The organism is Cytobacillus sp. Hm23, from assembly GCF_051842895.1.
Taxonomy (GTDB): Bacteria; Bacillota; Bacilli; order Bacillales; family SM2101; genus Nanhaiella.
In genome coordinates, this window is sequence record NZ_JBPXRQ010000037.1 from 26979 (window position 1) to 53492 (window position 26514).

Below are 26514 nucleotides of genomic sequence, written 5' to 3' on the forward strand. Positions count from 1 at the left end.
ATTGTGATTAGATTTTAATACACAAGTAACAATTAATGTGAAAACAGCCCTTTAAATAATAAAGACCCATTAGCTAGTCTAAAAATTTGTTAAGGAGTGGTTATAAATGATCGTATGTGCTGCGAATGATATTAGTAAAATGTATGGTGGAAATCAGATATTCGAAAATATTTCCTTTGAAATAAAAACTGGAGAGCGAATTGGAATTGTAGGGCAAAATGGTAGTGGAAAAACAACTATTTTTAAATTGTTGTCAGATATAGAACAGCCTGATAGTGGAGAAATTTATCTGCAGAAAGGTTGTAAAGTTGGGTACCTTGCACAAATTCCAAGTTTTGAAGCTAGTACAACAGTATTAGATGTTCTCCAACATGCTTTTTCACATGTGAAAAAACTGGAACAAAAAATGAAAAAATTAGAAAGAGATATGGCAAGTGAGCAAAAACAACAGTCACTTGAGTTGTTATTAGAAGAGTACGGGATAGTCCAACAACAATTCTCTAACTTGGGTGGCTATGAAATTGAAGCTGAGATCATGAAGGTAGCTAATGGTTTAGGAATTGAAGCAATGCTTGAACAAAGGTTTAATGAACTTAGTGGTGGTGAAAAGACGAAAGTTGGACTTGGGTTAGTTATTCTACAACAGCCAAGTCTGTTATTACTTGATGAACCGACCAATCATTTAGACATAGACGCTGTAGAATGGCTTGAACAGTATTTAACTCAATATGAAGGCACAGTTTTCGTAATATCTCATGATCGATATTTTTTAGATCAAACTGTTACAAAGATTTATGATTTGGAAGCTGGCGAACTGTCTACGTACCACTGTAATTACTCTGCATTTATTAAAGAAAAGGAAGAAAGATTACTTGCTGAATTTGCAGCTTATGAGGAGCAACAGAAGAAAATTAAAAAGATGAGAGAAACGATTAAACGGTTGAAAGAATGGGCAAACCGTGCGAATCCACCAAATGAAGGATTGCATAAACGAGCAAAAAATATGGAGCGTGCAATTGAGAGGATGGAAAAACTAAAACGTCCGATTCTTGAAAGAAAGAAAATGGGACTTTCGTTTAATATGGAGGATAGAAGTGGAAAGGACGTCATCGTCATTGATCAAATATGTAAAAAGTTTGAAGGGAAAAAACTTTTTAACGATGCCTCAATGTATGTTAGATTTCGAGATAGGGTGGCAATTGTAGGAAATAATGGAAGCGGCAAAACAACATTATTAAAAATGATATTAGGTAATGAACAAGTAGACGAAGGGGATGTTAAAGTAGGAAATCAAGTTAAAATAGGTTATCTATCCCAACAGCTTAAGTATGACAACAAAGAAGAATCGATTCTTCAGCACTTTTGTAATGTAGTACCAATATCACAAGCTGATGCTCGGCACATTTTAGCTAGATTTATGTTTTATGGCCAGGATGTTTTTAAAAAAGTCTCAAGCCTTAGTGGTGGTGAACGAATGAGGTTGCGCTTAGCCCAACTTATGCACCAACAAATTAATGTGCTCATTTTAGATGAACCAACAAACCACCTTGATATTGACTCTCGTGAGGTACTTGAAGATGCAATTGAAGATTTTGCTGGGACGCTGATTTGTGTATCACACGATCGTTATTTGCTAAATAAATGCTTTAAGGTAACTTATTGGATTGAAGACTATGGACTAACAAGATATGAAGGTAGTTACGATGAAGCAAAAGGAAAAAGAAAAGAACTTAATCTAACTCCAGCTAAAACAAAAAGTGAAAATCATTATGTCAAAAAAACAATGATAGCCGTTAATAAACAAGAAATTGTAACAGTGCAACAAATAGAAATAAAAGTTGAAGCATTAGAAGCTGAAATTAATAAGATTGAGCAGCTAATGGAACAAGAATTTGAACTAACAAATTTATTAGAATTACAGCAAAAGAAAGAATTATTAAGTGCCGAAAGAGACGATTTGTATGAAATTTTAGATGAGATGCTATAACTGCAGCAAAAAAAGCTACGTACTCAGCATTTAAGTACGTAGCTTTTGATCAAGAAAATAGTTATGAGGAAAGCTTTAGTAAGTTGTTATATTCCTGTGAAAGATTCATAAACAACTCATTGTTCCTGCAATCTAAAGCAGCATCAATTTTTTGTAAAAGTAGTTCTTTTTTTCTATCATAAATAGCAGAGTCTATTACCATTTGAATGTATACATCAATCATAGTAGCATCGTGTAGCAATTTTTGATCTTTGCCGTGGGATTTCATGATCTCAGTATACGACTTTTTTTCTCTCATTAAAAATCCCTCCTACGTCTTTTTTATATTATATGGATAATTAAGTGAAAAATCAACCAAAAATTTAAAATATTCGGAAAATAGATAAAATTACATGATTGTGAATAAAATTACATTAATGGAACATGTTATTTGTATAGAACTTTGAATGGAGGAATAATTAGTGGATAAACAAAATAAAGTAAAGTCGACGATGGAAGATGAGACGGAATTACCTTTGGGAACGACACTTAATCCCTCAGTTATGCTTACTGCAAATTTTGATTCAAATAATCCATTTAAATCAGAAATTCAGTTTTCTGGTGATTCAACAAACGAGCATGTCATACAGCAAGAAGCTAATGAATATATTGCTCAAAAAGAAATAGGACAATCAAAAAATAATTCGTAAAATTATATAAGTGATTTTCTATGGCAGAAATCACTTATATTATGAATATTTTGTGAATTCAAATAAATGAACAAATTTGTGTGCTATTATATAAAGGAAATATTTAGGTTAAAATTTATAGTTAGGAGTTGATGAAATGAATGCTGGGTCACATGGTGTCTTGCAAGGTTATGAGGTAAACAGGCACACAATGTCTATCTTGCCACATATTTATGGAGGAAGGCCAGTTTCAAAAATTATAGAAGAAACTGAGGAGTTTATTGTATTAATGAAGCCGCTTCAAATTATTGAAAGAAGTTGTATTTATTACGGTACAAGCTTCAAAGGAAGGCGTGAGGGTACATATAAGATTATTGGAATATCTTATAAAGCTCCCATCGCTATTGAGCCATCTAACATGATTTACCTCTTCCCTACACTCTCACCAAAAAAATCGTTATGTGCTTGGATTTCACACCCTCACGTTCAGGATCATAAGCCAGTCGCTGGAAATAAAACTGATGTAATCTTTGTAAATAAAACAAACATTGAATTGCCTATCTCTCATAGATCATTTAAGAATCAATTACATCGTACCGCTCAGTTGCAAACAAAATTAACACACCGCATTGATAACCATAATAGAAAAATGGCATTTTTGCTAACTCCAGAGAAAAAGAATGGGCAAGAATTTAGTCATAGTTACATAATGGAAGATAAAAGTAAACATGACTAAATGAAAGGCCCTTTGCGTGCGTAAACTTTGTTGCAATTGTTCCTAAAGAAGGTGAAAATGTTATTTTATGGAAAAACATTGTTTTATAGAAGAAAAGATGCCACGAAATCTAATGGTATACGTGTTTATTTTTTATACGAAAAACAAGAATCTATGTGAAAATAGTCTTTTGTAAACTTTGTTGCAATGTTAACGAAATTTGGTATGTAGGTAGTGGTTTAGCGATTGCAGTTAATTACTGATGAAAAGGTGCTACGAACACTAATTGAATACGTGTTTATATTTTAGTATGAACAACGATAATTACTCGGTAAACATTGAAATTAAAAGGAGTAAAGACAACAATCTCGAATCATATATACAACAGTAATACAAAGTTGTATATATGATTTTTATTTCCTCTAGATTTGCTGATCAACATACATGATATCAGTAGTAACACATTTAATTACATCCAACTATGTGCGTTTTAACATAGGATACTTATATTTCGGAGCAATATTACGATTATATGTTGATTTGCGGTTACCTTGCTTGCCATAAGATAATCGACAATGGGTAAAGTCTTGCATTCATACTATGTCATTTTTGAATTTGATAATGTTCCTTCTTTCGTATCAATAGGCTTCGCCGAATTAATTTTGTTATCTTGCAAGTATACAATCATTAGGTCCTGTACTTTATTTCTTATACGCGGATTAAAGTAATTGTGTCGCTCTTCATACCCTTTATAAATAAATAGAAAATCTGTGAAAGCTTCATCTCGGTTTACTTCACATACTTTTAAATCATTTTTGTACATTTCTTTCTTTATGTGTTGTAAATCTATTTGTATTTGTTTCATTGATTGTTCAATAATAGTTACGTATGGCTTTTTTAGTTTGAAATTACTTTGTTGAATGGTTGCTAAGTCTTTGTTTAAAACAATTAATAACATAGGCAAATAAATGGCCAACTCCATCATTGCTCGTTCTTCATTTGGAATTCTCGTCATACTATTTCTCCTTTCAGAAAGCTTTTTCAAGTATGTTATAACGAGTGAAGAATTAATGCTTCCTCGTGGTTTTCTTAAAAAATTGTGTAAACTTTACTGTAAAATAAGCAAGCTAGCAAAGTTTAGCACATGGGTATGAATAAGAAGAAAAGTGATTATGAAAAACTATAATGAATGTGAAAACAGCTTTATTACAGGAATAGAGAACGTATGTTTGGTTTATATCTTATTATAAATTATGAAAAAAAACAAGTATCTAAAATTGTGAAAAGGGTATAATTCACAATAGTTGTAGAAATGACATTTGTTTGATATTATATTTCCCAAAATTAACATTATACGTGTACAATATATGAAATAGTGGGTAAAAAATATGTATCTGACGATGAGGAGTAATAGACATGGACCTAGACACGTTAAGAGAACTTATAACGTTAGAAAATATATTATCTGTACTGGAAGAATATCGCTCATTAGGACCACTGCCTGGAATTTTCCTTCCATTAATTGAAGCGTTTTTACCGTTCTTTCCTTTATTTGTTTTTGTGATGGCAAATGCGGCTGCGTTTGGACTTTGGCTCGGTTTTATCTTTTCTTGGATTGGTGCATGTGCGGGTTCAATAGCGGTGTTTTTTCTAGTCCGAAAATTTGGCCAACAACGCTTCTTTTCTTTTGTTAGCCGCCATCCTAAAGTGAAAAGCTTAATGAATTGGGTTGATAGACATGGGTTCGGTCCATTGTTTTTACTCCTATGCTTTCCATTTACCCCATCTGCAGCTGTTAACATTGTTGCTGGCTTGTCAAACGTACGTGTACCTCAATTTATTCTTGCTGTATTGTGTGGGAAAATGGTGATGATTTTTACAATGAGTTGGGTTGGGTATGATATTGCTGCTTTAGTTCAGCAGCCTGTTCGATCAATTATTGTTGTTATTATCATTTTCATATTATGGGTCGTAGGGAAAAGACTAGAAGCAAGGTTTAATATTAAGCAAACAGCAAATTGATTATTGTTCCATGATACTGATACTGATAAAATAAAATTAAAAAATAGTTATGAAGGAGTTAATAGACAATGCCTCAACAAGAAAAAAATATTAAAAAAGAAGGAATTGAATGGCTTAAGTCTATAGGTATTGGAATTATTATTTTTGCATTTTTTAGAACATTCTTCTTTACGAATTATGTAGTAGAAGGTGAATCGATGATGCCTACCCTTCAGGATGGTAATATGTTAATGGTAAATAAAATAGGCTATCGTTTAGGAGATCTAGAGCATTTTGATGTCGTTGTCTTTCATTCAGATAGTGAGGATGACTATGTGAAACGTGTGATCGGTTTACCAGGTGACAAAATTGAATACAAGCAAGACGTTTTATATATTAATGATAAACCTGTTCAAGAGCCATACCTTCTTCCATTTAAAGAAAGACTCGTTGAAGGTAAACTTACAGGAGATTTTACACTACAAGAAATTACTGGTGAAGCCAATGTTCCAGCAGACTCAGTATTTGTTATAGGGGATAACCGTCGCAAAAGTTGGGATGGGAGGCATTTTGGGTTTATTAAACGAGATCAAATTGTTGGAAAGGTCAATTTACGTTACTGGCCAATGGATGAATTTGATATAACTTTTTAGCCTACTATCTTTTCGTAAATTTTCATAATTTCAAAACTAGAAGGTAAAGATGCCGTTTGACTCAACAGTAATCGTTTTATATAAGAAAAGATGCCACGAAATCTAATTGTATTCGTGTTTATTTATTAGTATAAAAAACAATAATCTATGTGAAAACAGCCTTTCGCAAACCTTATTGCTAAATATACTAGATAATGAGGTCTCTGTTTTTCTGAAATGATACTCCATTTCTCTACATAGCAATGACAGAATATTAAAATATATTAAAAATACTACATAAATGCGAACGTTGATAAGGATTTGGACTTATTAACGTTTTTTGTTATGGTTCTTTTCATAACGCTCAGCTAACCATTTGTTGTTGAAAATTCTTGTGAAGGTGCTTAGAGAAAAAAGTTGGTGAACTATTAATTACAAAACCAAGCACAAAAGCATCGTTTACCTGATGCTCTTACTGCTTCTTCCTCAACATGTACTGTTCTCAGATTTCAAAGGGTGGATGTAATGTTTTAATGGAAGAGTATAAAGACAATAGCCATTACAAAATGAGTGTTTATGTCAACGTAAACCTCGTTGCTATTGTTACTGAAAAATGACAGCAAAAACTGATTATTCTCCAGTTAACATCATTGTTAATTTAGAAAAGATGAAACGGACGCTTAGTTTAAACTTACTACCTTAGTACGGCAAGCAAAATTAATCTGAAAAACAGTCATAAAAAAGAAAACTATTTTGGTGCTAATGTGCTCTAATATTATAGAGAGGTTTATGGGGAGGAGACACTTTGGATTTTGAACAACTAGTAAAACGTGCACAAAAGTATGATGATGAAGCGTTTTATGAATTAATTTCTTTGCATAAAATGAGCTTGTATAAAATAGCATACTCGTATTTTAGAAATGAACACGATGCAACAGAAGCAGTGCAAGAAGTGACCTTTCGGGCATATAAGGAGATCAAAAAGGTGAGGCAGCCACAATTCTTTACTACTTGGATTACTCGCATTATGATTAACTATTGTTCGAGAGAGTATAGTCGAAAGAAAAAAACATCTTTGCAGGAAGTAGATAAAGGTGTAGAGGATAGTGAGTCAGCAACGTTAACGAAAATTGATCTTGAACAGCATATTGCATTATTAGACCCTCAACTTCAAACAATTGTTAAGTTAAAATACTACCATGACTTAACGATAGGTCAAATCGCCGACATTCTTAAATGTCCTGAAGGAACCGTGAAAACAAGGTTGTATAAATCTCTAAAACTTTTAAAAGTTAGCTTAGCAAAGGAGTGGTTATCATGAATAAAGACTTTGATAAAGAAGAAGCTGCTCTTTATGACATAAAAGATAAATATGATCATTTGTCGATACCAGAAGGCCTTGATCAATCAATAAGGAATGGAATGAATAAAGCGACAAAGAGTCGAAGAATAAATCGTAGAATGAGGCTGACTTTCATTAGTGCTTGTATCTTAATATTATCCTTCGTTACAACAGTGCGGGTATCACCTGCCTTTGCTAATTATATGAGTACGATTCCTGGCTTAGCAAAAATTATTGAACTCATTCAATTTGACCAAAGTTTACAAGTAGCGGTAGAAAATGAATTTATTCAACATATTGGTGCAAGTAAAGAACAAAATGGTGTTACGTTCACAATCGATTCTGTTATTGTTGATGAGAGCAAGATGGTCATGTTTTATACAATGGAAAATGTAGATGACTATAATTATTTGCATCCTTTACCAGATTTATTAACGAGTGAAGGTAAAGATTATCTTACTAGTAGTTCCTCTAGCAACCTGACAAATAAACAGAACGAAAATTCAATAAGCGGACGATTTGAGTTTAATTTTCACGAAGCTGTACCTACAGAAGGTTTTATTCTCCAACTAATCGTTGAAGCGGGGGATGACTTATCTAATATGAGTGAACTTCCACATGAATATAGTATTCCTTTTCAAGTGAATACAGAGCTTTTCGAAAATATGAAGGAACTATACGAAATAAATAAAACAGTAGAAGTCGAAGGGCAGAAAATCACATTTGAGACACTCGAAGTATATCCAATTCAACTAAAACTGCAAGTGACATATGATAAAAACAATACGATGAAAATCTTCGAACTTGAAGATTTACGAATTGTTGATGAAAATGGTGATGAGGTTACTTCAATTTCGCATGGAGTAACAGGCTCGAATATTACCGAATATGGGGAGAGTTTTCATCTGGAAAGTAATTATTTCAAGAAACCGAAAGAGCTATACATCGAATTTACAGCTATAAGAGCGTTGGATAAAAACTTATTAGACCTTCAGGTGGATGTAAAAAACAGAAAAATAGTAAAAGCACCTGATGACCGTATCTATATAGAACCCTCCTACAATAATAAGAAGGAACAACTAGTTATTTCATTTGATAAAGATGACCTCTATAGTGGTGAATTACGTGTCAATTGGGAATTTGTTGATAGAGATGGAACAAAATATAAGCCCCTATCGAACGGCTACAGTATGGATGAAGATAAAGAAAGCTTGGTGCTTGAAATCCCTAATGAAAACTATAACAACCCATTAGTGTTTACAATTAGTGATTATCCAACTAGAAAATATACAAAAGATATCCGTATAAAGGTAAAATAGTGAACTTAGCGTTTCCTCAAAAGTATTTATGTGTTCCAAAGAACTTTTTTACTAGCTAATAATATGTTTTATTCATGTATTTTGGTCAATACTTTTTACTATCTATTATTATCAATTACAGTTATACTGATGTACTAATAGAGTATATATAACAGCAGTCATATATTATGGGGGAATTAAGATGGAACCAAAAATATATATTATTCATGAAAACGATGAATGGACAGAACCTTTACACAAAGAACTAGATAAATTAGGACTATCTTACGAAGATTGGTTTCTTAATGAGGGATTACTTGACCTTAACGAAGAACCGCCGATTGGGATTTTCTATAACCGAATGAGTGCATCTTCTCATACGAGAGGACACCGTTTTGCTCCTGAACATACAGCAGCGGTATTATCTTGGCTAGAAAAGCATGGACGAAAAGTGTTTAATACGAGTCGTGCACTTCAGCTTGAAGTAAGTAAAGTTGGCCAATATACGGCGTTACAAGCTTTTGATATCGTCCCTCCACATACGATTGCTGCAGTTGGTAAGGAACATATTTTAAAAGCTGGAAGTACGTTTGCAAAGCCATTTATTACAAAGCACAATCGTGCTGGCAAAGGGTTAGGCGTTCAGCTCTTTGACAATGTTTCCGCACTAGAGCAATACGTTAATAGCGATGAGTTTGATGAATCGATTGATGGCATCACACTTTTACAGGAATATATACAGGCACCAGAACCGTATATTACTCGTTGTGAATTCGTTGGAGGAAAATTTCTTTATGCTGTTCGGGTTGATACGTCTGAAGGCTTTGAGCTATGCCCAGCAGACGTGTGCCAAATAGGAGATGCCTTCTGCCCGACAACAGCCGAGCCTACGCCAAAGTTTAAAATTCAAGAAAATTTTAACGATCCGATCATTCAAAAATATGAACAATTTCTCGCTAACAATGACATTCATTTTGCAGGAATCGAATTTATTAAAGATGCCAAAGGAAATATATACACGTACGATGTAAATACTAACACAAACTATAATGCTGATGCAGAAGCAGTCGCAAATGTTTCAGGGATGGGTGCGATTGCTAAGTATCTCGGTAAAGAGCTAGCTATGTTATTGAACAACTAAACCTTTTATCTAATTGCACGATAAAGAACCTTTCAATTCGGGAGGGTTCTTTTTTTGTTCCTTATGATGAGTCTTTAAGTGTAGCCCATAGATTCAATGTGCCTTAAACTGAATGCGTAATTATTTCTTAGCAAATAAAACTAGAAAGATTTTTAACTGGCTCGTACAGATGGTTACATGTTTAAGATTTTCGATAACTGTTTTATAATGAGAGGAAGGATTAGCTACGGTTTACACGATAGATGTTTATAATTTTTTGATAGGCTCTTTTTGTAAACTTTGCTATTTTCACTAAAAATGTACAGAATGATGTGTTGTATGAGGGCTAGTAGATTTTAAAAGTAGAAAAGATGCCTGAATTTTAGTGTGAAATGCAACAACTAATACGAAAACAGCCATATGAGAATATAATACTGAGGAAAGGAGCTCACCTTCATGTTAGAAAAGGCCACCCATGTATTAAAACAATATTTTGGTTATACAGCGTTTCGGCAAGGACAAGATGGGATCATAGAAAATGTATTAAACGGGAATGATACGCTTGCTATTATGCCTACAGGTGGAGGAAAATCAATTTGTTATCAAGTGCCAGCGATGATGTTCGATGGTGTGACAATTGTTATTTCGCCGTTAATCTCCTTAATGAAGGATCAAGTTGATGCTTTAATTAATATTGGGATACCAGCAACATATATAAATAGTACGTTAACAAGACATGAATTAAATGACAGAATTGCGAAAGCACAAGAGGGGGCTTACAAACTCATTTATATAGCTCCTGAGAGATTAGAATCGTCTGATTTCCAACAATTATTACAAAGGTTACATATTTCACTAGTAGCAATTGACGAAGCGCATTGTATTTCACAATGGGGGCATGATTTTCGTCCAAGCTATCGGCATATTTCTACGTTTCTTCAAGCTTTAGATAAGCTACCAGTCGTCATCGCATTAACAGCGACGGCAACGACAGAAGTAAAAGATGATATTTGTGATTTACTACATATTGATTCGTCACATACATTTGTTACAGGTTTTGCTAGAGAAAATCTTTCTTTTACAGTCGTCAAAGGTGAAAATAAACGTGATTACATAACGAAATATATTAACGCAAATAAAGCATCTTCAGGAATTATTTATGCTGGTACGAGAAAAGAGGTTGATCAGCTTTATGCCTATTTTGAACGCAGCGGTGTTTCAATAGGAAAGTATCATGCTGGGATGTCAGAGCAAGAACGAAAGGACATGCAAGAGAAATTTATCTACGATGATATTAGTATCATGGTTGCTACAAATGCCTTTGGTATGGGAATAAATAAATCCAATGTACGTTATGTGCTACATTACAATTTACCGAAGAATATGGAAGCATATTACCAAGAAGCTGGTCGTGCTGGTCGTGATGGTGAGGAAAGCGATTGTGTTGTATTATTTTCTCCTCAGGACATACAGCTGCAAAAGTTTTTAATAGAGCAAACGTTGTTAAATCCTGAACGAAAAGCTAATGAATATCAAAAGCTGCAACAAATGATCGATTATTGCCATACTGAGCGTTGTTTACAACTATACATACTCGAATATTTTGGAGAAACAGATTGTCAAGCATGTGGAAAATGTGGGAATTGTACTGATGCTAGAGAAACGATTGATATTACAACAGAAGCACAAATGGTCTTTTCTTGTATTAAACGCATGAATGAGCGGTTTGGTAAAACGATCGTAGCCCAAGTTTTAAAAGGCTCTAGAAACAAACGTGTCATTGAACAACAATTTCATACGCTACCGACATATGGTCTTCTGAGTAAATATTCCGAAAAAGAAATTGTTGAGATGATTGATTACTTCGTAGCTGAACAATATTTGGTTGCCACAGAAGGTCAATATCCAGTATTAATGATCGGGAATAAAGCGTATCAAGTATTAAAAGGAAATGAAAAAGTATATAAAAAACAAAAACACAAAGCAAAACGTTTAACAACACACAATGAGCTGTTTGAGCGTCTGCGTGCACTTCGGAAGGATATTTCAACTGAAGAGCGTGTTCCACCTTATGTCGTTTTCGCTGATAGTGCATTAAGGGAAATGAGTGAGCAAGCACCTCTAAATGAACAAGCTATGCTAAGCATAAAAGGAGTAGGTAAGGTTAAGTTTGAAAGATATGGAACCCAATTTTTGCAAGAAATTAAAGCATATGCAGCTGAACATGATATTAAAGCAACAGAGGATATTCCTACAGAGGTACAGGTGAGTGAATTAGCATTAGGTTCATCTAATGATATAGTTGCAGACAAAGTAACAGAAAACCCTAGTCATATATTATCCTATCAATTATTTATTGAAGGAGAAGATATTGAAGATATTGCAAAAAAGCGGTCAATGTCACCGATAACCATTCAAAATCATATCATTCGAAGTGCAACTGAAGGGAACGTAATTGAATGGGGGCGAATGATTCCAGCTGAGTATGAAGAACAAATTGTCTCCAAAATATCAGAGTTAGGTGCAGAGAAGTTAAAACCAATAAAAGAGGCATTACCAGAAGAGGTAGATTACTTTGCAATCAAAGCTGTGATATGTAAAATGCACCTAACAACATGACCTTTACTAACGAGTTTATTATAAATGTTTAGTAAAAAGAGGAGATCTGATAAGTCTTTAAAAAAGTAAAGCATCTGATGAAAAATGATGCATTTTTTATCAGATGCTTTTTTGATTGTATGTTTTATGAAAGTAGCTAGGCGACATCCTGCTACTAAAGTCATAATCCCGAATTCATCGTGCACTTTGTCGAGACCCCGTAAGGAGGAAAACCTTCGGAATGATCGATTGCCCTATATGTGACCGAACACGCTATCTACTTCAACCTTTTGTCTGGCGTAGATAGCAACTGTTTCTTCACACTCAAGAGCTGATTTTGCTTTCATTTCTTCAAATATCGTATTCCAATAAACCTGTCAGTTTCCTTTCGCCTAGGTACCTTTCGTTTTGAACGGGCAACCTGTATATTCTGTTACGTAATGTATTTAGAAAAGTTGATAGGGAGTGGTTTAATGAGTGAGAAGCAAAGGGATGACCTATATAATAAGGAACGGAAAAACCACCCAACTGGAATGTTAAATGATGGAATCAACCGTAGCCAAGCTGGATCTCCTTCAGAATTGGTGAGAGGTGGTTGTTTTCAAATTGTTGTAACGATTGTCATTGTCATCATTAGCTTACTGTTGTTTAATCAATGTTCGACGTAATGAAATTAAAACTTATTATGGAGAGGTGTGTTAAATATGATTAGACACGTGAAAGAAGTAGATTATCAAACAATTATACCTGTAATGAATGATTGGTGGAATGGTCGCAAAATGGATCATATGTTGCCAATGCTATTCTTTACTCACTTCCAAAATACTAGTTTTGTAATTGAAGAGCAGGATGAGATTGTTGGGTTTTTAATTGGATTTGTTTCTCAATCTCAACAAAATGAAGCGTACATACACTTTGTAGGTGTACACCCTCAATATAGAGAACTGGGAATTGCTAAAAAACTATATGAACAGTTTTTTACTACTGTAATACAACATGGGTGTCAAATCGTAAGGTGCATTACATCACCAGTGAATACAAATTCAATAGGCTTTCCATCAGAAAATGGGTTTTCAAATTGAAGAAACAAATACTTTGATGGAAGGACTTTATGTGAAACGTAATTATGACGGTCAAGGTAATGACAGAGTGTTGTTCTTTAAGAATCTATACTAGGATGCTATGCTATAAGTGTAATAAAAAAGTTTGAACTACTCACCACTTAGCTTCGCTTGAAGTGGGAAATTCCTGCGAACACTAGCGTAACCGCAAGTTATTTAGCAGGCTCTACGGGTAGTCCCTACCCTGAAAGCAAAGCTTGTACGTATACTCACACGCTCCCTACTTTAGCTTGGTTTTCGCAACTTCGCCGAGCGTGGGGGATGGAGCGTTGAAGATTTTACGTTGCAGACGAATTCCTACAACAACCTCATATCTTCAGTTTTCAAAGAGCAATCTGTACAAGTATATTCTACCAATAGTTTTGGCTGACGCCAACCGACATTCATCTCACACCTACTCATTGGGCTTCGCCCTTCTCATTCCTTGAGGTGAGAGTCTTCTGCCGGAAAAAGTATAAATTGGTTTCATTTCTCTGATGCTATCCTTCCTATGTCTGATTTTCTGATTTTTACTAAAAGGTTATCTGCCCCAATAAAACGTAGCATTAACAATCATATAATATTTTTGTCAATTTTTATAGATATATAGATATCTCCATTCTTTTCTGTTAACTTTTGTTTGATTCAAAAGATGACTGTTGAGTAAAAAGAAATATTTTTCTTCTAGTTGAGAAGAATTGCAACAAGGTTTTACGAAAAGAGCCTTTGCAAAGCCTGCTTTCGCATAGGATGTTGTTATTCGTATTAATCAGTAAACACGAATAAAACTAGATGTCGTGGCATCTTTTCTTCTATAAAACGATGAATATTGAGTAAACCGACATACTTATCTTCTAGTTGAGGCAAGGTTTTACGAAAAGAGCCTTTGCAAAGACTGCCTTCACATAGGATGTTGTTTTTCGTACTAATAATAAACACGAATACAACTAGATGTCGTGGTACCTTTTCTTTTATTAAACGATGATTGTAGAGTAAACCGATATACTTATCATCTAGTTGAGGGACAATTGTAACAGGTTATACGAAAAGAGCTTTCCTAATGGCAGTTATTTTCTAGATAATCCATCTGTTCATTATTTTTTTAAAATTATATAAGGATTAAAAGTTCGGTTAAAGTCTATCGTGTTGATAGGCTTTTTTGATTGTTTAGACTGATAGTTGATTATTCTGATGGTCAAGTTTACTTGAAAGGGTTCGCTAGTGCCATATGAAACACTATCAAACGTAATTAACGTCTTTATTATTTAACTATAATAATAGTCATGTTAAGCGATTTAATATAAATATATTGATTCTAATGTTCGAAAACTGTCGATAAATGACGAAGTATATATGTTTTTAGCGATAGATGTTTCATTATCCTCCGTTTTGAGATTTTCCACTTAGATAAGTAATATCGTAGCATCTATATTAATGAACCAATCATTTGTTTAACAGATCCAGATAAAAATGAGAGCTGTACTTGTTCAAATGTGTAAGCGAAACAATTTGACAGTTGAAAGAGATCAACTTAGTCGGATAAAACCTGAATGTGTATTTATAAGACAATACCACGGTGATTTTTTGTATTTTTAAACTATTTATTTTGAAGGAGGTGCATTTCGAATGTGAAGTGTTTTTCGTTACTCTTTAAGTGGTTAGGGATGAAGTAATCATTCATATCAAAAGTCCAAATGAGAAAGGAGCATTTTTAATGGGGAACAATAAATCAACAAAACGTTTTTTCTCAATTATTACAACGCTAGCTCTAACGACTCAAATTGTATCATTTTCTCATCCAGTAACTTATGCAAAAAACATTGAATCCCAATCCGAGCGTTCTGTCCAAGAAGAAATAAATGATGATAACATTATTTTGAATGGTATGGAGGGAACATATTATTCTGACGCAGAGTTTTCTGATCATTTATTAATACGTTTGGAAGATTCAAATGCAAAATTTGATATTAATAGACTTAATATACCTAAGCCACTCCAAAGTAAGATGCGAAATATTCACTCGATAAAATGGGAAGGCATAATTGAACCTAATTATTCTGAGGATTATACTTTTACTACATCTGATAATGATCATATTAAACTATGGATTGATGATGAATTAATTATTAATGGACAACACTTTAAACCCCAGGCAATTAGCTTAGAGTCAGATCAACAATATAACATTACCATAGGTTATAGCAACTCAGATGTAGCACTATCTGAACTTGAAATTAAGTGGTTCAGTAATAATCAAGAAGAAGAGATCATTCCGAAAGAACAAATATTTCCACCAATTCAAAGTGAAGAAGGAAATGATTCGTTAGATCCTATTGATTTGATAGTTGATGAGCCTATCATACAAGAAGAGCCGGGAGATGAATCAACTGATCCAGGAGAAGAGCCAGGAGGTGAATCAACTGATCCAGGAGAAGAGCCAGGAGATGAATCAACTGATCCAGTCGAAGAACCAGGAGATGAATCAACTGATCCAGTCGAAGAGCCAGGAGATGAATCAACTGATCCAGGAGAAGAACCAGTAAATAATCTAACCGATTCACTAGAAAGAACAGTAAATAAGTTTCGAGATTGGTTATTATCATCTTATCAAAAACTAACAGAGCTCGTAGCTTATAAGCCATCAGTTGTAAGTGCGGAGACGATAGAAAACGATACTGATAACGATGGAGTTACTGACTTGTGGGAAATTAATGGTTATACTCATATTCCTGGCTTTGGATTAGTTGAATGGGATGATGCCTATTATGAGATGGGTGTATTAAAATATACAACGTCCCCATATGACTGGAGTACGGATCAAGATCCATACAGTGATAAGGAAGAAGTAACTGGTCAAATTGATGCGGCTATTCTAGCTCCTGCAACTCATCCTTTAGTTCCAGCATTTCCCGATATAAAAGCTGATCTTGAACATATTCAAATAACACCTAGAGAGACTATTACACTCTCTGATGGAACGTCAAGGTCAACAGGATGGCAAACCCAAACAGATACGACTGAGAGTAAAAAAATCAGTACTGGAGCTAAGTTTGGTACTGAAGTGACCCAAGAATTTGAAATATCTGCATCACTTACCGATCTTGGGGTAAAGCAATCAACGTCTCTTAAACTGTATACCGAATTAAATACGAATATCGAGACTACTGATGTAACTTCAAATTCGAGTGGTAGAAATGGCACGAATACAGCAAATTGGAGTCAAGCTACTACGAGTGAAAAAGATAAAGCTGCTACAAGTATTTGGAATGTAAAATATAGAAATGTAGGCACTGCGCCAGCATATGACATCGTTCCAAGTCTATCTTTAACAGTTGGTAATTTAGATATTCTGTCATTGAAAACAGCTAATGCCAGTACGATTGGAACGATTGCCCCTAATAGGACATATCCTAGCAGTGGATCTATTGCTTTACAGTACCAAGAGGTTGGGTCGGTAGATAACACACCTATTTATCTTACGATAGATCAACTTAAAATGGTTGAAATGGGCTTGCCTATTTCTCTATCTACAGACCAAATTGAGGCAAAAGTAAAACGTATAGAAAATGGATTGCCATCTACAGAGTACAATTGGAGCCTATATGAAGGAGCTATTGATGCTGTTTCAGCTAATATTACTTTTATTAGTAGTACGACTGGAGAGCATAACTATAAAATATATGCTAATGACCCAAATAACGCAAATTCTCAATTTAAACCTGATACGTCGTTAGAGGAAGCACTTGTGTTAGTTCTTGACGCAGAAATTGTGAATGGAAAATTGAGAATTTTTGGTGAAGAAGTTGATGATTCATGGCGTGTTTATTTTTCATCTGATTCATCTGCTGATTACGATGCATTCCAACAAGGTGAAAGCATTTTTGATACTAAATTACGACCTGGTATGAATATTGTTATTGAAAAACCTGATCCGAACGGTACACCGTATGTACAATATGCACTTTATGCTGATGAAGGAAAGCAGGTAGTTGCAAATATTCTTGAAAACGGATCATCAATTGAGAGTGTCAAAGCGACAGTTAAAACGATTAATAGTGGCGTACAGGAACTCACATTAACAGATGAGGATGAAAACGGTGACTTTGATGGTATTTGGGAATCTGATAGTTCAGCAGGATTAATAGATTTAACACATGCAGATGCAAAAATCACTGTTACTGCAGCAAATGGAAATGAAACAGAATCGTATATTCTAAGACCGTATGATTTATCATTTTATGGCTTAGGGTATGTCCCATTACAAGAAGCCCAAGATGTTTCAAATATTAATACTCTGTCGTCACAATATCCGACTGCTGAAGCATTCGTCCTTGAAGTGAAAGATACACAAACGACTTCAAATAAACATAATGTACAAATTGGTGCTCAAGAAACTTATTTAGGTGTCAACGATGACCCAATTGAATATAGAGGAGCAGCTACAACATACCAATTATACGAGGACGCGAATTATGAAGGGGAACGTATTTACGACCTAACTAGTTCAATGTCAGATTTGCGAAGTGGCTTTCATTATATGAGTAATGATAGTGGAAGTAATAAAGTTAGTGGTGTTAAGTTAAGACAGGATGAATCTGGATCAGGGCTTGTTCTTTATAACTACTATGGATATGAAAATGGCAATGTAGATAATGTTTTACCAGTAGTAAATGGCTATAAAGATCTTGCCAGCACGAATATGGATAATAAAGCATCGGCAGTTCGCATAGTCGGACAGTCAGGAAAGCCATTTGTTCGGCTATATGATCAGCAGGATTTTTCTAACGGTGGAAATGATTATGCTGGTGATTTTATAGATATTTACGGAAAAAAAGATATTTCTGGTTACTTTAATGATAAAGCTTCTTCTTTTAAAGTTTTTGCAGGTGAAGATACGAGTTATCAACTTGATTCGTACTTTTACAATGCTGATGATTTTTCTGAATCTGGTGGCTGGTATCACTCGTGGGATACGATTGGACGAGGAAAAAACCTTACAAAGTATAATACGAATAATAATGTCTCTTCCATCAAACTCGGATGTGAGCAGAATTGTCCAACAGTTAAATTTTACAATGACAAAAACTATAATGATTTACACGGTAATAACACATTGACACCTATATTTGACTTACGCCCTTTTGGTATGGGGTCTGATTTATCTTCAATAAAGTTTGAAAATAATGAGGATAAGCTTGCGAAAGTAATCATCTATAAGGAAACTGATTTTGAAGGCTCGTACGCAATTATTGATGAGTCGATTCCTGATTTAAGTAGTTTTCAAGATATTATATACAAAGGTAGAAGTGCAACTGGTACTCGTGGATTTAATAATACGATTGACTCTGCTCGCTTCTACTATGGACCAGTGTATCGTTTTTATGAAGGAACGAACTATACAGGTAATTATGCTGACTATGTCATAGGTGAGGATAATATTGGAAATAATTGGGCTAATCAATTTAGTTCTGTCAAAGTATTAAATCCATTACCTGAAATAGGATTAATCGCGTATGATAATACGAACTATGCTGGCGAGTTTCTTCCTGTTACTAATGATATCCCTGATTTAAGTACAGTTGATTTTAATGACAAAATTTCTTCGGTTAAATTAATTACGCGTATTCCAGATAAAAGACCAACTCACAATACTACGGTTGTTGTACCTGCATCTGATTTGACATTAAGCACGACAAATGATTATTTTGGAGAAGGTACTTCTATAAAAGTAGTTGGATATTTTGATCGCTTATCAAGTTCATCTAAGTTTACGCCATATAATCATGAGCGAACATATACAACGACAGGGACCCAATCATATAGTACAGGTATAAACCATGCAAAAGGCTATCTTGTACAAGTAGATGCAAACCGAGTGACGTCTAATAAAGTCAGAGTGAAAATAAACGGCTCGTCTTATTCAGAGCTTGGTACTTCGGCAACACATGCATTAGGATTTGAGCCAGGTGCTGAGAATAATCCAAAGCATAGCAATATCGTATTTGTTCCAGCAGATGAAAATGACCCTGCTAATATAACAGTTGACATTTCTTTAGGAAGTTGGAAAGATACTGATGATAATACTGAATTTTTAATTAAAGTACTTGGGTATTTTGCAGATGAAAATGACTCTAATAACGACTGGTTCTATGAGCAGTATACAACACCAATTTCTGTAGCGTCTCCAACAGTAACAGATGAGCAGTCTACACAAGTTATCCTACAAGGAAATGATTTTAAAGAGCAACCAAAAGCATTTCTAGTTAATGTTACAGCAAAAAATATAGGTGCTAGTGTATTAAAATTCTCTATTAATAACGATTATGTACAATTAGGGACTGCTGCAACAAAATTTGCGAAAGGTGTGGATCCTGAGTCCGTTCATCATAGCGGATTAATGTATGTAACGGCTGATGAGCTAAATCCATATTTACTGACCATGACTCCAAACTACGGTACGTGGACAGTGCTTGATAGTAATGCCGAATATGATATTGACATAGTAGGTTATTTCTACTAGAAACTTACCCTCAATGAGTAACAAACTCATTGAGGGTCTTACATTCTTTTATAAATAAAATAGGTGACACTCTTAACTAATGTATGTCATTACGCGGACAAAAAAGTAGTTTAGAAAGTAGAAGTTATATAGTAAGGATACTAATTCCAGATTATTTCATAAAATATTAAAAGTCAGCAGTGTATATAAGTTTGCAAACAATTCTTCATATACCCTCCTTATTTTAAGTCAAAATGTGATTTAAACTCGTTTAACAATCAAGCGTGCAGTTGCTTATTTCTACTATTATCCACATTAAATGAGATTTTTCTTCTTGGACTCTAGTTATGGTCTTTGTTCTCCTCGTTCATCATCAAATAATCCAACCGTATTTTTTGGTTTTTGTATATGTTTTATAGTCAAATTGCTCTTATAATTTAACACCTGCACGTAGTCAAGTATAGTAGGTTATTGACGATGTGCGATAAAAAGGACTATTGTGCTGAGATAAATGACAGTTTCCAAGACGGACCTTTTCACATAGTTTAGTTATATAAAAGATTATATAACTAAAATGAAGAAAGGGGTGATCGACATTGTTTATCTATCCTTGTGAAGGACGGGTGTCGTCAGCATATCGTACAAGCCATAGGCCAGACCATTATGGTGTAGATTTTGCCCAATCTGGAAAGGTTTCAATTGTTGCAGCCGCTGACGGTACTGTTAGTCGATCATATATATCAACGAGCTATGGTGAAGTCGTTTTTTTAGTTCATCATATCGAAGAACAAATCTGGGAAACTGTTTACGCTCATATGCGTAGTGGATCTCGAAAAGTCAAGCAAGGTGATAAAGTGAAGCAAGGAGAACATCTAGGTTATATGGGTAATACTGGTCAATCTACAGGTCAACATCTACACTTCGAGTTGCATAAAGGAAGATGGGATCTTAATAAGACAAATGCCGTCAATCCATTAGCGTTTTTAAGTAAAAAAGTAGAAGAGGAGGAAAGCTTAATGAAACTACAAAAATGGCAATATGAGGAACTTGCAAAAACGTATGAGATTTCCTATAAAAAGGGAATTTTGACAAGTGATAAATGGCATCAAAAAGCTAGGAAACAAGATATAACTATCGATGAAATAGCTTTTCTAAATGCAGTAATTATGGGACGTATGATAAAATAGTTAAATAATCCCACTATTGTATAAAGAACTCAATTATTTAATAGAAATTAGAAAAGGCTGCTTTCGAATTAACTGTTACTTTTCGTACTATGAACTAAACCCGTAGCTTACGAGGTATGTTTTGTCATTTGTTAATTATCACATTGATTGTAGTTTTTCGTACGATAAAATAATCATACCAACTAGCGAAGGTAGTGCCTTTTCTACACTAAAAAAAATCATAGACTAATATAACTCTCTTCTTGTCATCTGTTTGTAAACAAAAGTAACAAATTGTTCGATAAGAGTCATTAAGGAAGACGGTGAAAGGGGTATTTTCAGGAGATCATATGTACCATAATTTATTGTAAGGGGTGGAAGTATGGCAACTGAAATTAAAAAAATGATAGATGTCGATTTTAGAGATTTTGCAAAAATTTCAGTAAATGCGTATCCAGGGTTGTATAATTCTTCAGAAGACAAAATAAAGCAGTTAGAAGAAAAATTTATAGAATTGCAGAGTATTGAATCTTCAAAAGTATTTTATGGGGCATTTAAAGATCAAAAAGCTGTAGGTGGCATGAGGTTATATGATTACACGCTGACGCTTTTCTCTTCTCAAATAAACGCAGGTGGAATTGGCTCAGTTGCCGTTGATCTATTACATAAAAAAGAAAAAATAGGTAAGGATTTAATATACTTTTCATTACAACACTTTAGAGAAAAAGGCTTTCCACTGGCAGTTCTATATCCGTTCCGTCCAGATTTTTATAAGAAAATGGGTTTCGGATATGGTACAAAAACGAATCAATACCGAATCCAACCTGATAGCTTTCCGAAAGGAAGGTCGAAGAAGCATCTCCAATATATCGAAGCTTCTGAAGCTACCGAGTTACTAGACTGCTATAATAGAGTAGCGAAAATGACTCACGGCATGATAAAGAAAAATTACAATGACGCAGCTAGTATATTTAAAAAGCAAGCAAATAGCATCATTGCGTATAAAGAAGAAGGAACAATTAGAGGTTATCTTGTTTTTACATTTAACAAAGTAGACAAGAACAACTTTCTACTAAATAATTTAATTATTGAAGAAATTATATATGAAAATACAGAAGTGCTTCAAGAGCTCTTAACCTTTCTAAATAGCCAAATGGATCAAGTTAATGAAGTCATTGTTCATACTCAAGATGAATATTTCCATTACTTACTAACAGACGTTAGGAACGGTACGAATCATATCATGCCTCATGTGTATCATGAAAGCAATATCCAAGGTGTAGGCATTATGTATAGAGTAATTAATACGAAGGCTATATTCCAACAGTTAAGTAGCCATAATTTTAATAATGCGAATTGTAAATTGAAGATAACTATTAATGACGACTTTCTTAAAGAAAATGAAGGTAGTGTTATCTTATATTTTGAAGACGGCAAAGTAATAGTGATGGAAGAAAGTGAGTATGACGTAGAAATATCATTACATGTCTCAGAATTTACTTCAATGCTTGTTGGTTCTATTGCTCTTAAGCAACTACTAAGCTATGGATTAGTGAGCATATCTGATTCAACTTATGTAGAAACGGTTAATAGAATTTTTGCTACAGATCATAAGCCAATATGTACAACAAGATTTTAGCTAATATTCATTATATATTGTTACAGGCTAGGCAGTGTGAGGTCAGCCTGTTTTTTGTAGGGAAATACTTTCATTGACGTATGTGAAAAAAAGAACGTATAATGTATTCGAAAGCGTTTTCGTTATACATAAATTTCAACAATGACACTGAAAGTAAAGTGGAAATATGATACTAAAAAGGTAGGTGAAAGACTGCTATAACAATAAAAGCATTCAATATTTCATGTGCATTAAATGTCACAAAGTTAATGAGCAATTCATCATTTAATATCAATGGCATTTGTCTTAGGCACTTATCCATGAATCGAAAAGCTTGTTTTGTGTAGCAGGATATGATGAATTATATACCAAATGAAAACAGATACGACACGATGGTTTATCGCAGGTGTGGCAAGACCGGTTTGAAGCTACCGGCTGTTTCGCTAGGGTTATGGCATAATTTTGGTGGAATTGATGATTATGATAATGCTAAAGCGATGGTTACACGAGCATTTGATTTAGGAATTACTCACTTTGATCTTGCTAATAACTACGGACCCCCAGCAGGGAGTGCTGAAGAAACACTAGGTAAGATTTTGCAGACGGAATTAAAAGATTATAGAGATGAATTAATTATTTCAACTAAGGCAGGTTACGGTATGTGGCCAGGCCCTTATGGTGATTTCGGTTCAAGAAAATATTTAATTGCTAGCCTGGATCAAAGCTTAAAAAGACTAGGGGTAGACTACGTAGATGTCTTTTATTCACATCGTCCAGATCCTGATACTTCAATAGAAGAGACGATGATGGCTCTTGATTCAATTGTTCGACAAGGAAAAGCATTATATGTAGGGCTATCCAATTATGATGCTCTTCAAACATCTCAAGCACTTGAGGTACTGAAGGACTTAAAAACACCAATTGTTCTTCATCAACCAGCATATTCAATGTTGAATCGTTGGGTTGAACATGGGTTGTTAGATGTTAATGAAAGAGCTGGCATTGGAACGATAATCTTCCAACCATTGGCACAGGGTGTATTAACTGACAGATATTTGCAAGGTATCCCTAGTGATTCTCGTGCTGCTAGTGAAAGTGTATTTTTAAATGAACAAGATATTAATGATAAAAGAGTTAATATGGTGATCCAACTTAATAATATTGCTAAAAATCGTGGACAAAGTTTAGCGCAACTTGCAATTTCTTGGGCTTTACGTGATGAGCGAGTGACTTCAGCATTGATTGGTGCCAGTCGAGTAGCTCAAATCGAAGATAATGTAAAAGCACTTAACAATCTTTCATTTAGTGAAGCAGAATTAACTGAAATTGAAGCTATTTTACAACAAAATAGCTAAGTTTGGACAGTAAACGAAGTAGATTGGATAGTAAACGAAGAAGTTTGGACAGAAAAACCTGATTTTTGAACAGAAGAGCACATGAAAAAGGGTTCTAACCATCAATTTGTGGGTTAGAACCCTTTCATGTATGTTTTGGAGAAAAGAAATACCTTATGATTATCTGTACATTATCCATTTCCCAATGTCAACAAAGCCAAGCTTTTTATAAATCCGTCCTGCACTTGGGTTATCGTAAAAAAGACAAAGTGTTTTTCCTTCTTTTAATAAGTCTTTACATAACATTTTCATAACTTCAGTGGCATAGCCTCTATTTCTATAGTCTTGATGAGTACAAACACCAACGATCATTGCTGATATCGAATTTTCTGCGGTAGTTGATGCAGAGGCAATCATTTGTCCATTCTTTTTCATGACATATGTGCGACCTGTCCCAGATTTCATTGTTTTTATAAGCATTTCTTTTGCATTTGATGGCGTGACAAATTCTTCAATATCACTTCTTAATGCAATGATCTCATCGACATCTTCAATTGTTGCAAGAGAAATTTCTGATTGAAAATGAAGTTCTCCCAGCTGATCATCTGTTACACATTCACAAAAGAACATGTTTTGCTTTTTTCCTAGCTTTAAGCCCTCAATATTTTCAAACTGACATGCGATTTCAGACTTACCGGATAGAGCTTGTACATTATCATGTTTTTTAATAATTTGTACAAAACCTTCTACATCAAACTCATGTTTAGCATAAGGAATATAGTATTGGTAATAACGAAGTAAAACAGCGATTAGCTGATTGTTTTCATCGAATTCTCCCCAAATATCTTGGAAGTCTTGTTCGTACCCGAAAGCTTCGATATCCCCGATAAGAAATAAGTTAAAAGAAGCTTCCTCTTTTAGAAAAGAAAATACTTGTTTGTGGTCATTAGACTTCAATTTACGAATCATTGTTCTTCTCCTCGATAATAAAAATTTGGTAAAAAACGAATAATAATTATGAATATACTAGCATGGTTTTTATACCCAAACAATGACCACCATAAGAAAATGTTTAATTTGCCTTGACATATGATTGACACAAAGACAGCTTATAGTAAACATGTGACAAATAAATTGTCCAACAATTGAAGGAGGAATGTTAAAAATGAAAAAAATTGGTTTGTTAGCCTTAGCTGGAGCAATAACATTGGGAGGAGTGAGTACTACTAGTGCTTTTGCAAAATATGATAGTAGCATAAAATACTTTAATAAAGATCATTTTCAAGAAAAATGGAATGAGCTTAGTGATGAAGAGAAATTGGCAAAGCTAACAGAGCGAGCAGAGCAGCAAGGGATTGATGTAGAAGGCAAAACATTAGAAGAAATCCAAGACTTATTGAAGGAACAACGTGAACAACAACTGTTTGAACGAGCAGAAGAATTAGGTATTGAAACAGAAGGTAAAACTGTGGATGAAGTAATAGAATTAGTGAAGGAACAAGCTCCACACCATAAAGGAAAAAGAATGAATAAAGATCATTTTCAAGAAAAATGGAATGAGCTTAGTGATGAAGAAAAAATGGCAAAGCTAACAGAGCGAGCAGAGCAGCAAGGAATTGATGTAGAAGGCAAAACATTAGAAGAAATCCAAGACTTATTGAAGGAACAACGTGAACAACAACTGTTTGAACGAGCAGAAGAATTAGGTATTGAAACAGAAGGCAAAACTGTGGATGAAGTAATAGAATTAGTGAAGGAACAAGCTCCACACCATAAAGGCAAAAGAATGAATAAAGAAAAGCTTCAAGAAAAATGGAATGAGCTTAGTGATGAAGAGAAATTGGCAAAGCTAACAGAGCGAGCAGAGCAGCAAGGGATTGATGTAGAAGGCAAAACATTAGAAGAAATCCAAGACTTATTGAAGGAACAGCGTGAACAAAAGCTGTTCGAACGAGCAGAAGAATTAGGTATTGATATAGAAGGTAAAACTGTAGATGAAGTAATAGAATTAGTGAAGGAACAAGCTCCACACTATAAAGGTAAAAGAATGAATAAAGAAAAGTTCCAAGAAAAATGGAATGAGCTTAGTGATGAAGAAAAAGAGGCGAAGTTATTAGAAAAAGCAGAGCAGCTAGGAATTGACGTAGAAGGAAAATCACTAGAAGAAATCCAAGAGTTACTAAAAGAACAACGCCAGCAAAGACTAATTCAACGAGCAGAAGAATTAGGAATTGATACAGAAGGTAAAACAGTTGAGGAAATCAAAGAATTACTGAAGGAAGCACGTCAAAGCTCTAGAAATTAAGTTTAAAAAAACGGTTCAACGTCAAATGTTGGGGTGAAGCAAGTTCTCTTCGCCCTATCCAACATGAACACCCACTTTTTTATACTTATGAGCTAATAAGATTTTAGCTCTAAAACGCTTGAAACTTCTAA

General features: G+C 34.3%; 17 protein-coding genes and 2 pseudogenes. 16 read left to right on the forward strand and 3 right to left on the reverse strand.

Features of this window, described 5'->3' with window-relative positions; translation table 11 throughout:
* Nucleotides 1-106 precede the first annotated feature (106 nt).
* A complete protein-coding gene (gene abc-f / locus ACSVDA_RS19020) occupies nucleotides 107-1987 on the forward strand; it encodes a ribosomal protection-like ABC-F family protein (RefSeq protein ID WP_485885222.1) in 1881 nt (626 codons plus the stop codon).
* 61 nt (nucleotides 1988-2048) lie between these two features.
* Here abc-f and ACSVDA_RS19025 read toward each other — a convergent pair whose 3' ends face one another.
* Nucleotides 2049-2285, reverse strand: a complete 237-nt coding sequence (locus ACSVDA_RS19025; RefSeq protein ID WP_214482438.1) for an IDEAL domain-containing protein — start codon at nucleotides 2283-2285, stop codon at nucleotides 2049-2051.
* Between the two features lie 163 nt (nucleotides 2286-2448).
* Between ACSVDA_RS19025 and ACSVDA_RS19030 the strand changes: the two genes are divergently transcribed.
* Nucleotides 2449-2676, forward strand: coding sequence for a hypothetical protein (locus ACSVDA_RS19030; protein WP_485885223.1), 228 nt, complete (start codon nucleotides 2449-2451; stop codon nucleotides 2674-2676).
* Between the two features lie 136 nt (nucleotides 2677-2812).
* On the forward strand, nucleotides 2813-3391 hold the full coding sequence (locus ACSVDA_RS19035) for a competence protein ComK (RefSeq protein WP_485885224.1): 579 nt from the start codon (nucleotides 2813-2815) through the stop codon (nucleotides 3389-3391).
* A gap of 577 nt (nucleotides 3392-3968) precedes the next feature.
* On the opposite strand, the gene ACSVDA_RS19040 is transcribed toward ACSVDA_RS19035, so the two are convergent.
* On the reverse strand, nucleotides 3969-4385 hold the full coding sequence (locus ACSVDA_RS19040) for a YhjD family protein (protein WP_485885225.1): 417 nt from the start codon (nucleotides 4383-4385) through the stop codon (nucleotides 3969-3971).
* A gap of 401 nt (nucleotides 4386-4786) precedes the next feature.
* On the opposite strand from ACSVDA_RS19040, the gene ACSVDA_RS19045 reads away from it, so the two are divergent.
* The 12 genes and pseudogenes from ACSVDA_RS19045 to mgrA all read left to right on the forward strand — a co-directional run bounded on the left by ACSVDA_RS19045 (nucleotide 4787) and on the right by mgrA (nucleotide 24099).
* The gene (locus ACSVDA_RS19045) at nucleotides 4787-5392 is read left to right on the forward strand and encodes a TVP38/TMEM64 family protein (protein WP_320208244.1); all 606 of its coding nucleotides are present in this window, start codon (nucleotides 4787-4789) and stop codon (nucleotides 5390-5392) included.
* Between the two features lie 68 nt (nucleotides 5393-5460).
* On the forward strand, nucleotides 5461-6024 hold the full coding sequence (gene lepB, locus ACSVDA_RS19050) for a signal peptidase I (protein ID WP_485885226.1): 564 nt from the start codon (nucleotides 5461-5463) through the stop codon (nucleotides 6022-6024).
* 784 nt (nucleotides 6025-6808) lie between these two features.
* Entirely contained in the window at nucleotides 6809-7324 is a 516-nt protein-coding gene (locus ACSVDA_RS19055) for a sigma-70 family RNA polymerase sigma factor (protein ID WP_485885227.1), read from the forward strand.
* Nucleotides 7321-8664, forward strand: a complete 1344-nt coding sequence (locus tag ACSVDA_RS19060) for a DUF4179 domain-containing protein (RefSeq protein WP_485885228.1) — start codon at nucleotides 7321-7323, stop codon at nucleotides 8662-8664. The genes ACSVDA_RS19055 and ACSVDA_RS19060 overlap by 4 nt, the downstream gene beginning before the upstream one ends.
* A gap of 181 nt (nucleotides 8665-8845) precedes the next feature.
* The gene (locus ACSVDA_RS19065; protein ID WP_485885229.1) at nucleotides 8846-9784 is read left to right on the forward strand and encodes an ATP-grasp domain-containing protein; all 939 of its coding nucleotides are present in this window, start codon (nucleotides 8846-8848) and stop codon (nucleotides 9782-9784) included.
* 435 nt (nucleotides 9785-10219) lie between these two features.
* On the forward strand, nucleotides 10220-12382 hold the full coding sequence (gene recQ / locus ACSVDA_RS19070) for a DNA helicase RecQ (RefSeq protein ID WP_485885230.1): 2163 nt from the start codon (nucleotides 10220-10222) through the stop codon (nucleotides 12380-12382).
* Nucleotides 12383-12834: 452 nt separating this feature from the next.
* Complete coding sequence (locus ACSVDA_RS19075) at nucleotides 12835-13029, forward strand: DUF6366 family protein (RefSeq protein WP_485885231.1); 195 nt, start codon at nucleotides 12835-12837, stop codon at nucleotides 13027-13029.
* A gap of 36 nt (nucleotides 13030-13065) precedes the next feature.
* Nucleotides 13066-13537, forward strand: a pseudogene (locus ACSVDA_RS19080) (GNAT family N-acetyltransferase).
* Between the two features lie 1638 nt (nucleotides 13538-15175).
* Nucleotides 15176-19981, forward strand: a complete 4806-nt coding sequence (locus ACSVDA_RS19085) for a binary toxin-like calcium binding domain-containing protein (protein ID WP_485885232.1) — start codon at nucleotides 15176-15178, stop codon at nucleotides 19979-19981.
* Between the two features lie 575 nt (nucleotides 19982-20556).
* A pseudogene (locus tag ACSVDA_RS19090) lies at nucleotides 20557-20952 on the forward strand (M23 family metallopeptidase); the annotation flags it as partial.
* Nucleotides 20953-21508: 556 nt separating this feature from the next.
* Complete coding sequence (locus ACSVDA_RS19095; RefSeq protein ID WP_485885233.1) at nucleotides 21509-22765, forward strand: GNAT family N-acetyltransferase; 1257 nt, start codon at nucleotides 21509-21511, stop codon at nucleotides 22763-22765.
* Nucleotides 22766-23100: 335 nt separating this feature from the next.
* Nucleotides 23101-24099 carry an L-glyceraldehyde 3-phosphate reductase gene (mgrA, locus tag ACSVDA_RS19100; RefSeq protein ID WP_485885237.1) on the forward strand — a complete coding sequence of 333 codons (999 nt, stop codon included), beginning with the start codon at nucleotides 23101-23103 and terminating at the stop codon, nucleotides 24097-24099.
* Nucleotides 24100-24258: 159 nt separating this feature from the next.
* Here the strand turns inward: mgrA and ACSVDA_RS19105 are convergent, their stop codons facing one another.
* The gene (locus ACSVDA_RS19105; protein WP_485885234.1) at nucleotides 24259-25047 is read right to left on the reverse strand and encodes a GNAT family N-acetyltransferase; all 789 of its coding nucleotides are present in this window, start codon (nucleotides 25045-25047) and stop codon (nucleotides 24259-24261) included.
* 196 nt (nucleotides 25048-25243) lie between these two features.
* Between ACSVDA_RS19105 and ACSVDA_RS19110 the strand changes: the two genes are divergently transcribed.
* The gene (locus ACSVDA_RS19110) at nucleotides 25244-26383 is read left to right on the forward strand and encodes a hypothetical protein (RefSeq protein WP_485885235.1); all 1140 of its coding nucleotides are present in this window, start codon (nucleotides 25244-25246) and stop codon (nucleotides 26381-26383) included.
* Nucleotides 26384-26514 lie beyond the last annotated feature (131 nt).